Here is a 9,342-nt window from a genome sequence, read left to right as displayed (position 1 = left end):
GCAGCTAAAGAACCGCACCACCCAACAAAAATCCCTACAGGATGCCTGGTTGTCGACGGTCACGGAAAGCTTCAGTTATGATGACTGGGGCAATGCCACGGAAAGCAAGCAGGTCATTAAAGACGCCCTGGGTGAACAGCAAAGCACCACGGTAACCACCTACCAAAATGATGAAACCAACTGGCTACTGGGCTTAGCCACCCAAACCCAGGTCACCAAGGTGAGTGTTGCCGGTGACAGCCAAACCCGCACCACGCAATTCCGTTATGATCCTACGACCGGTGCTTTAACCCAGCGAGTACAGGAGCCTGGCCAAAGCGATTATGTCCTGACCACCGATTTTAAATACGACAGCTTTGGTAACTTAATCGAAGAACAAACCCAAGGTGCCAAGGTGGCGGTACGCAAACAGACGTATACCTATGATGCCCAAGGTCAGTTCTTAACCTCAACCACCAATGCTTTAGGCCATCAAACCCAGCAAACCAGTGACCCGTTCTGGGGTGTGCCATTAACCACCACCAATGCCAATGGCTTGGTCACCACCTATACCTACGATGCCTTAGGCCGGCTGAACAGCCAAACGGCAGCGGATAACACGCAAACCACCATCACTCACGGCTGGTGTGCCGCCACGACAGACAATACTTGTCCGACAAGGGCTGTGTACTGGAGCAAAACCCAACGCTCAGGCAGTGCCCCTACTACCGTGTATTTGGATAAACTGGAACGCACCCTGCGGACTGAAACACTGGCTTTAACCGGTAAAACCCAATACCAGGATACGGTGTATAACGCCCTGGGCCAGGTGGAAAAAACCTCCTTACCGTATTTCAAAGACGCTGAGGTGTACTGGACACAGTATGAATATGATCCCCTGCTACGGGTGATTAAAACCACGCAACCGAATGGCAGCACGACAGAAGTGGCCTATCAGGGCTTAAATAAGGTCCTCACCAATGCTAAAGGTCAGACTAAAACCGAGCATTACAACGGTGCCGGTCAATTAGTCAAAGTCATTGATAGCCTGGGCAATACCCTCAGTTACACCTACGACAGTTTCGGCAATCTGACCCAAACCACCGACCCCGACAATAATACCGTCGACCTGACGTATGATGTATTGGGCCGTAAGGTCGCGATGAATGATCCCGATAAAGGCGCATGGACCTATGAATATGATGCGTTGGGTCGGCTTATTCGTCAGCAGGATGCTAAAGGCCAGGTCACCAAACTCAGCTATGACAACCTCGATCGTCTGGTCAAACAAACGGAAAATGCCCAAGCCAGCAGTAAGTTACTTTGGCGGGTCTCTGAATGGCAGTATGACCAACAACGTAAAGGTCAGTTAGATCAGGTCACCGTCGATGGTATTAGCCAACAGTATCAGTACGACACTTTAGGGCGTTTAACCGCAGAAACCCAAACCCTGTTTGGTGAAAGCTTTACCCTGAGTTATGGCTATGACCAGTATAGTCGTCCTTTACAAACGACGTTCCCTACCGGACTCATCGCCAAACAAACCTATAACGAGCATGGTTACCTGACGTCGATTACCGATGGTCAGGACAGCAACGCCACCACCTACTGGCAAGCCCAAGCGGCGGATGCCCTCGGCAATATTACCCAACAACAGTACGGTAATGGCGCGACGACGCTACGGGTGTTTGATGCCAAAACCGGACGTTTGCAAGACAGTGGCGCGTATATCAGCAGTACCACGCAGATTGAAGACCTGCATTTTGCCTACGACGAATTAGGTAATCTGACCCAGCGGGAAGATAAGCGCCAGAAGATCCACGAGACGTTTGCTTATGATCAACTCAACCGTTTAACCGAAGTCACCGCCAAACTCAGTAGCAACACCTTAACCACCAGTGTGCAGTACGATGCGTTGGGTAATATTACCCATAAATCCGATGTCGGTGATTACCAGTACGCAGACAAGTGTGGTAGCCAACAAGCCGGTCCCCATGCGTTAACCAAAACCTCCGGCAGCCAAAACGCTACTTACTGCTATGATGCCAACGGCAACATGACCAGTGGCAATGGTCGTACCGTGCGCTATACCGCCTTTGATAAACCCGATCAGATCATTCGCGGAGATCATCAAATCGACTTGGTATATGGACCGGATCAAAAACGCGTACGCCGGATTGACCAAGGCCCTACCGGTACCTCCACCACCTACTACCAATCCGGTATTTATGAAAAGGTGGTCAGTGATACCGGCAAAATACAACACAAGCATTACATCGGTGAAGTCGCGATTATCACCAAAACCGAAAATGCCAGCACCGAAGAGGGTACGAAAACCAACTACTTCCATCGCGATCACTTAAGCTCAATCACCGCCATTACCGATCAAAACGGCCAAGTAGTCGAGCGCTTCAGTTATGATCCCTGGGGTAAGCGCCGTCAGACGGATTGGCAAGCCGCGATTGATTTTATGCAAATCACCAGCACGATTACTAAACGCGGTTTCACCAACCACGAGCACCTGGATGGTGTGGGCCTGATCCACATGAATGGGCGCGTTTATGATCCTAACGTTGGGCGATTCCTGAGTGCTGATCCGTTTATTCAGTTTGCAAGTAATATTCAGAGCTATAACCGTTATAGCTATGGCTTTAATAACCCACTAAATGGCAGTGATCCGACAGGGTTTACTTGGGAGGAATTTACTAATTGGCTATTTGGTAGCGATGACAACGCTGGAGGGGAAACTTGCAGTATATTTGATGGGTACAATTATAACCAAGGAGTTACCCCATCAACTAATGCAAGAAGCAGCTCTTTAAGTGACTTTGATAATGGATTTAGTCGCTACTCATCCCAAAATAACAGTTCGAGTAGCATTATAAGTGAAGCATTTGGACACCAAGACTATTCAGCATTTAGTCCCTTTGCTCAATTTCCAAGTGCTTATGATTATGTTCAGTATTCAAAGCCGAAAGGGCCCACAATTGAGCCTATAAAGGGCAATGCACAACTGGGCTTTTTACATAGCTTGGTTAGCGAAGCACAGATTATTGACTTTCAAGAAATTACGTCAATTAAGAGCCTACAAAAAGGGATACAAGCCAAGGCTAATATAGAAGCGGCTAAGCGTGATTACGAATATACAATGCTTACCCTTTCAGTGGTAAGTGTGGTAAAAAACCCTGTAAAAGCCATTAAAAAAGGAGGTAACTATGTTTATAGAGCCCTTCGTGAAGGAGAAGATATCTTGAAGGGGTTGAGTGCCAAGGCCCCAGGTGTCTTCACAAAAATTGGCTCACATGTAATGGGTAAAAAACGAACTAACTTAATCTCCACAACAAAGGACCCAGAAAAAGCACTGGGATTATTTAATAGTGGTAATGGAGTTGTAAGGATCGATCTAGATAAAGTTGATAGCCGAGTAATTGACGTTTCTAGTGGCGTGGGTAAGGGTCGAGTATTTGCAAGAACAAAGGGACACCAAGAGGTTCTAATTCAGGATAGAGGAAATGGACCAGCAATTCCTCCTTCAGCAATAGAAAGAATTCAATAAGGTGTTAAAATGTGTAAACAAGAATACATAAGCATTATTTATAAACAAACAATGACCCCTCAAGGATTTCTTTCTAAGTTACGAGAAAACTCCTTAGATGAAAGCGGATATAAGCAACTATTAGATGCTATCAAGTCGTTAATCCCTTTTTACATAAAAGAAAATAAAATGGATAAGCTTCTTGTCGCATGTTTGTATGAAGTACCTTGGGAGGTAGAAAATTGTATTAATCACTACTCACAGCAAGATAAAAAATTAGGTGACATGGTATCAAATATGAGTGAAAATCTAAGGTCAGCAATTAATGATTTATTGTGGTCAGGCCTAGAAAAATATTACGAAGATATATAATACTGTTATAGGGGAGCAACTTTGGATGCTCCCTAAAAACTATCACTTTTGATAAAACTTGCTATAAGGCTTGCATGTGAAAGTGGTTTTTTTAAGTTTTCAATACTTGTGTTTGTTTCATAGTCAAGTAAAACGATGTCTTTTTTTCTAAGAATACCCTTCATTATTCTTAATTCATTTTGGAGAAAGTGTGACAATATATATTGATAACTAGGGATATAAATTAGCCTTCTAGCATCTAGGTAAGATAGCAACTCTGGGCTATTAACTCCTTTCCTATGCCCTAGTACTACTCCCAGTTTCCTTACAGTTCGTTTTATTCCTTTCATACTTTGGTTTTTAAACTTCGTACTATCCACATCCTGCGACTTAAATACTTTAAGTCCTTGCCATAAACCTTCCACTGAGTATGAGTAATGTCCTTCAGAAAATGGAATAGGAATATTACCATGTGGATAGAAAGGGCTGAACTTAACCCAAGGCTGCGCAGCTTTTGATGTGACATCAATAATTTCTGCATCAGGATACTCTTTTGAAAGAGTTTCAATTTTTTTGCGTTTACTACAAATGAATATCTGATGCATTACTTTTACCTCAACAGACTAGATACTTGCTCTTACTCAATTGGCAATTCTATGGTTGCACTAAATTAATTTGGTATTGTGGTCCCGAATTATTGTTTGATACAGACTCTTCGAACGACTCATAATCTACACCTTTAGGAATTTTCATTCTTGATATATGAATTCCATCTTTACAAGATGAGCACCACATTAAACACCATCCAACATTGGTGTTTTTGTCACCAACAAGATAGTACTCAATTTTCTTACTAAGACAGCTCGGACACTCACACTCACTATTGGACCAAGGCTGCACTTTCAGCCAACTCTTAAATAATTCATTCATTTCAACTGCTAACTATTGATGAACGTTACTCTGACTTAAAACATTAGTTCATTGTAACCCTCGCGCCTACCATGTAGCAAAATAAGCAAGGGTATCAGCTGCTTTGTGAAATTGCTCTGATTGACCTTAGATTCCAACCTGTCAACCCAAGCAGTAATGAAGTTACTACCCATGTTCCGTAAGTTTTGTTAACTATACAAAAATTTAAAATAGGGACAACGAGTGACAAACTAAAAAGAGCATAAGTTACTCCTGGTTTCTTAAGCCATATGCAAAGCAGTATTGCTAAAGTCAACCCTGCAATGATTACTTGTGGAATATATAAACCAAGACACTCTAAATAGTTTATATTGTAATCTCTAGAAAGATTATATGCCCAGAAAAAAGGTAATAACACACACCAGATAAATGTCAATATAGTTAACAACCAATATTTAATTTTTTGCATTTCAAAGCCAGTCTATATTAATAAATTATTGTTAATTTAACCTAAAATATTTTTATATTGTTTATAACAAATTCTTCGTAAGAATTGACCGGATAATAATATGATGTGTAAGCTTATCTATTATACTAATTAATAAGCAAAGTTATAGTTATAAAAGACTCTGTAATTAATTTTAATGCCTTTAATCAAAGAATGTAATAGTCTTCTAAAGATAATTCATTACAACATAGCCCGTAAACGCTTGTTCTGCCGATGTGTGTTACCAGCTTGTGTTCGTAAGTCAAGTTTGTTCGTAGGTCCTGCTGGCGTATGGTCATGGGTTGAGAGATCCAAAAACGCTTTCTCCACCACCACCATAAACTCAGACAATAACTGCAGTACATTATCGCTTTCATTGCCTAACCAGACTTTACCGCCATCTTTGACTTGGGTGATTTGCTTAAGCTTGGCCAGGCTGTGTTTAATGCCGTTGATATGCTCCTGCATATCCTTCCCAACCACCGTATGACTGTCATTACCCGTAGCCACTTTTAAGTTATCAATGGCGGCCAGCTCAGCGGTACCGCCTGAATGCAGCTTTAATGCACCCATCGCCTCCAGCGTTTTGCTGCCGCCAATCGTTTCGGTGCTGTGCTCAGCTATTGTTGTCTGTTGGCTTTGAGTGTGGGTTTCCTGGTGAAGGGTTTCCAGCTGATAGTGCTGGCATTCATCCTTGATAATGGTATCCGTTGATCGTTCCCAAGCGCCGCTCTGGTCACAGCGTTGGTAGCTTAACGGATGTTGCTGCCAACGCTGTTCTTTCTGTTCCAGGTTGGGTAACGATAAACCATGAGGTAACACCTGCTGTATAAATGGTTTATTGGGTAAGCCATAGGCGAAGCCGACTACTACCTGGGTGCCTACTTCCGGTAACCCATAAAAACCTTGCTCCTGACCCGCACTGGCCATCGGTACCATTAAGCTGTGTAAGGTGGGTAGTTTCTTGTCGGGTTTGCCCTGGGCATCTAATACTTCCACATCCACCGCATAATGGGGCCTAAAGTCATCACAGAGGTCACCTTCTTTTGGTGTATCACTAATGGCTACGACTCGACCATAACGGGGTAAATGATAGTTGCCCGCTAATTCTGGAAATAAACTCAATACAATACGCTTAATGGCGTCTACCATGTCACCACCATTTGATTATTTTGCAGTTGTGTTTTTTGAATACGACGACCATCGACTAATTTAACGCCAGGTCGTACCTGGGGAATGGCCGCGATTTGTGCACTGTTATGCGACTGATGGTTAATTAAAAACTGGTCGGGGATTTTCACCGGTTTATTGGCCCAATAACTGTGTTGCCAGCTCCCAACATATATTTGGCCATCCCCTTGTTGTTGCCAGCAATAGTCCTCAATAGCAAAGGCCTCCGCTATGGAGGCCATGGCAAACAGTCCATTATTGAGGCTGTAAAAATAAGGGATTTTGCTGTTGGTGTAGGGTTGTTCTGGCGTAATAAAGGTCAGACCGGTGTGTTTGGCCATATGATTTAAAACATCATTTAAATGCACATGCCGTAAATTCATCGGTAATGGATAATGTAAAATACCCGTCAATTCCCGACAAAACAATTGCTGCTGGTGTTGATCGACGGTGGTGATTTTCTCGATATAGCCTAAAAATATTTGCTGTAAATTGTCACCATAACCGATGGCCATTTTTACCACCGATTTAGGCGTTACTGGCGTGTTAGGGCGAACTACAAATGTCGCCCGGCCTGGGGCATTCATCGCCAAGCGGATATCATGCCGTATCAGCGGTATGTTCTGCTGATTGATTTTCAGCAAGCTGTTCAGTTTCACTGGGTCCTATCGCCTCATCGATTTCTTTTAAATATTGTTCAAACGACGTTAATTCAGGCTCATTATTCTCATTAGTACTACCTTGTTGTGGTCCATCGGGCGGAATACTTTTTCCATCGGCTTGTTGTTTTTTAGGATCTTTTCTCGGCTGACGTTGCTCGACTTTTTCAGGCACAGAACGGTATTCTGATAAGGTAAATTGCCCCTGCCATAACCGCTTATCCGACGCCTCACGTACACTAAAATTGTCGTTAAACTGCACCTGCCGAATATTCATCGCTTTAGCCGTCGGATCCACCAAGGTGTATACTGTTTGCTTGCCTTGTTCGTTGACGCTTTCCGCGAGTTCAATTAAGCGAGTTAAGTGCTCGGGGCTGTTTTGGTTGATCTGCAGGGAAACCGTTAAAGTTTTTGGCTTAAAACCTTTATGCGCCCGATCGGTGGCACTGCTGGCACCGCTCAGCTCTTCGTTACTGATACGTAAATTACCCACCACTTTCAAGCTACAGCCTTGTACCTGGTATTGCCCAATCATCATAAGCTCAACACCTCTTTTAAAAAGGCTAAGGCTGCCGTGGTACCCGTCAGTAATAAGCCCACGGTTAACACCTGGTCATGTCCAGGTGCACTTAATTGACTGAGTTGCTGGCTAATATTGCCCGTCAGGTATTGACCCACCACTTGTTGTAAGGCGTGTGTGGTGTGTTGCCAGTCCTGATTCATTTGAGCTAAGTGTTGCTGTTTTTTCGCCACTAATGCGGTCAACATGCTTTTAGGTGAAGCATGATCGCTAATCGCTTCAATGGCCGCTTGTGCAGCCCCCAATTGGGTTAAATGATTTTTGGCTGTAGGCCATTGCGCCAATTTTAACGGCCGCCAATACGGCATCTGTGGTGCTTCAGGAATCTCCCATTTGGTGGTTTCTAAGCTCATCAGCGCTTTTACTCGACGCGTAATTTGCGGTAATTCAGGGATGGGCATTAATGCAGTAAAGGCCGTTAACGTTTGATAAAACGAGGTTAAATGTGGTGCCGTGATTAACACGACAATCGCCGCCTGACTGTGCTGAGGTTGTTGCGGGTCGCGTTGATCCTGGTATTTTTTTGTCAGGGCTTTTAAGGCATTCGGTGCCGATAAATAGCGGTGATGCCCTTCGCCCTCTCCCACCGTATGCTGATAAGGATGCACCACACAACAATGGATGCTTTGCTGTAATTGTTTTTGTAATTCACGGCGTAAATCGGGACCCGTGGACGCAATGGAAGCAGGTAAAAATCCGCTGTCATCTAGCTCATTAATTTGTGTCGCTAATGTCGTTAATTGCGTGGTCGCCTTTTTAATTAAAGTGGCTTGTTGTACCTGCAGCTGACCCAATGTCGTCGGGGTTTTAATCTGGACGGTTTTCATCCTCACTCCCTTCAGGCTTGGCCGGAAATGGATAACGGGCTTTAATCTCAGCCACTTTCATTAACCAACGTTCTCGACGTTGACTGACTTCAGGGCGATTAAATTCCCGGTCATAGTCGTATTCATTTTTAAGGGGATCCGCTTCGATCATAAAGGCTTGCTTACGCTGTGCTTTGACCTGTGCTCGTTGCGTAAGATAATGGTCCATTGGATTTTTGACGCACCAATGCCCCTCTTTATGCAGCAATGCCTCATCAAATTGACAATGAAGTGGCTGCCATGACAGCTCGTGCTGAATAATATGTTTGATGCCCTGCTGATCGATATAGAAGGCCGTATAATCGTGAGCGTTAACAATCGCCTCACCATTCCAGCGCAATGCATGAATGGGTACTTGGTCAAGCTTATTAGGAATAGGATGCCCTTCAACATCACCACAGACTTTTCCGATAACAAGGTCATACGACACTACTGCTTTAAATGAATCAGGCATAAAAACGAATCCTTGTATTAATTTTTGAGTTTGGTAGCGAAGCATGTTCACCTAACTTAAATGCAAGCGAGGTAATCATGGTTTGTGCTTGATAACGGGTAGGATCGTAGCCGATGGCGCTATTATCGTTATCGATATAACGTCCCGCATAAATAGGGGCAATACTTAAATCAGTTTTCACATAGGCATCGGGATCATACACCGCTTCAATCAGAGGGTTTGGGGTGCGCGACCAATTCAATTTAACTGGGTAAACACCGGCAATGGCTTGGTCTAATAACTGAATAGCCACCAGTTGACTGGCATTTTTTAACGGCGTGATCGTCCCCTGGTCAACCCGGGCTAACAACAT

The 9,342-nt window shown here is 43.9% G+C and carries 10 protein-coding genes; 2 read left to right on the top strand and 8 right to left on the bottom strand.

Annotated elements, in window-relative coordinates; genetic code table 11:
• Together F607_RS31145 and F607_RS0122080 are read left to right on the top strand one after the other, a co-directional pair.
• Positions 1-3,535, top strand: a 3,535-nt coding sequence (locus tag F607_RS31145) for an RHS repeat domain-containing protein (protein ID WP_169719835.1), incomplete at its 5' end; no start/stop codon positions are given.
• Positions 3,536-3,544: 9 nt separating this feature from the next.
• A complete protein-coding gene (locus F607_RS0122080; RefSeq protein ID WP_027709808.1) occupies positions 3,545-3,886 on the top strand; it encodes a hypothetical protein in 342 nt (113 codons plus the stop codon).
• A 32-nt stretch (positions 3,887-3,918) separates the two neighbouring features.
• On the opposite strand, the gene F607_RS0122075 is transcribed toward F607_RS0122080, so the two are convergent.
• The 8 genes from F607_RS0122075 to F607_RS34885 all read right to left on the bottom strand — a co-directional run.
• Entirely contained in the window at positions 3,919-4,470 is a 552-nt protein-coding gene (locus tag F607_RS0122075; RefSeq protein WP_027709807.1) for a DUF6939 family protein, read from the bottom strand.
• Between the two features lie 419 nt (positions 4,471-4,889).
• Positions 4,890-5,243, bottom strand: coding sequence for a hypothetical protein (locus tag F607_RS34285; protein ID WP_157365562.1), 354 nt, complete (start codon positions 5,241-5,243; stop codon positions 4,890-4,892).
• A gap of 219 nt (positions 5,244-5,462) precedes the next feature.
• Positions 5,463-6,413: a phage baseplate assembly protein V gene (locus tag F607_RS31135; protein ID WP_051311736.1), complete on the bottom strand. Its 951-nt coding sequence runs from the start codon at positions 6,411-6,413 to the stop codon at positions 5,463-5,465.
• Complete coding sequence (locus tag F607_RS0122060; RefSeq protein ID WP_027709806.1) at positions 6,407-7,090, bottom strand: hypothetical protein; 684 nt, start codon at positions 7,088-7,090, stop codon at positions 6,407-6,409. The genes F607_RS31135 and F607_RS0122060 overlap by 7 nt, the downstream gene beginning before the upstream one ends.
• Positions 7,032-7,628 (bottom strand): baseplate complex protein, encoded by a 597-nt coding sequence (locus F607_RS31130; protein ID WP_051311735.1) that lies wholly within the window; start codon positions 7,626-7,628, stop codon positions 7,032-7,034. Before F607_RS31130 ends, F607_RS0122060 begins: the two co-directional genes overlap by 59 nt.
• Entirely contained in the window at positions 7,625-8,497 is an 873-nt protein-coding gene (locus tag F607_RS0122050; protein WP_027709805.1) for a hypothetical protein, read from the bottom strand. Before F607_RS0122050 ends, F607_RS31130 begins: the two co-directional genes overlap by 4 nt.
• Complete coding sequence (locus tag F607_RS31125; RefSeq protein ID WP_038292052.1) at positions 8,478-8,990, bottom strand: hypothetical protein; 513 nt, start codon at positions 8,988-8,990, stop codon at positions 8,478-8,480. Before F607_RS31125 ends, F607_RS0122050 begins: the two co-directional genes overlap by 20 nt.
• Positions 8,983-9,342, bottom strand: a 360-nt coding sequence (locus F607_RS34885; protein ID WP_038292051.1) for a hypothetical protein, incomplete at its 5' end; no start/stop codon positions are given. The genes F607_RS34885 and F607_RS31125, both read right to left, overlap by 8 nt.

Source organism: Zooshikella ganghwensis DSM 15267, from assembly GCF_000428585.1.
In the GTDB taxonomy this organism is placed as follows: domain Bacteria; phylum Pseudomonadota; class Gammaproteobacteria; order Pseudomonadales; family Zooshikellaceae; genus Zooshikella; species Zooshikella ganghwensis.
The sequence above is the reverse complement of the archived record's forward strand: the minus strand, read 5'-3'. Positions and strand labels throughout refer to the sequence as shown.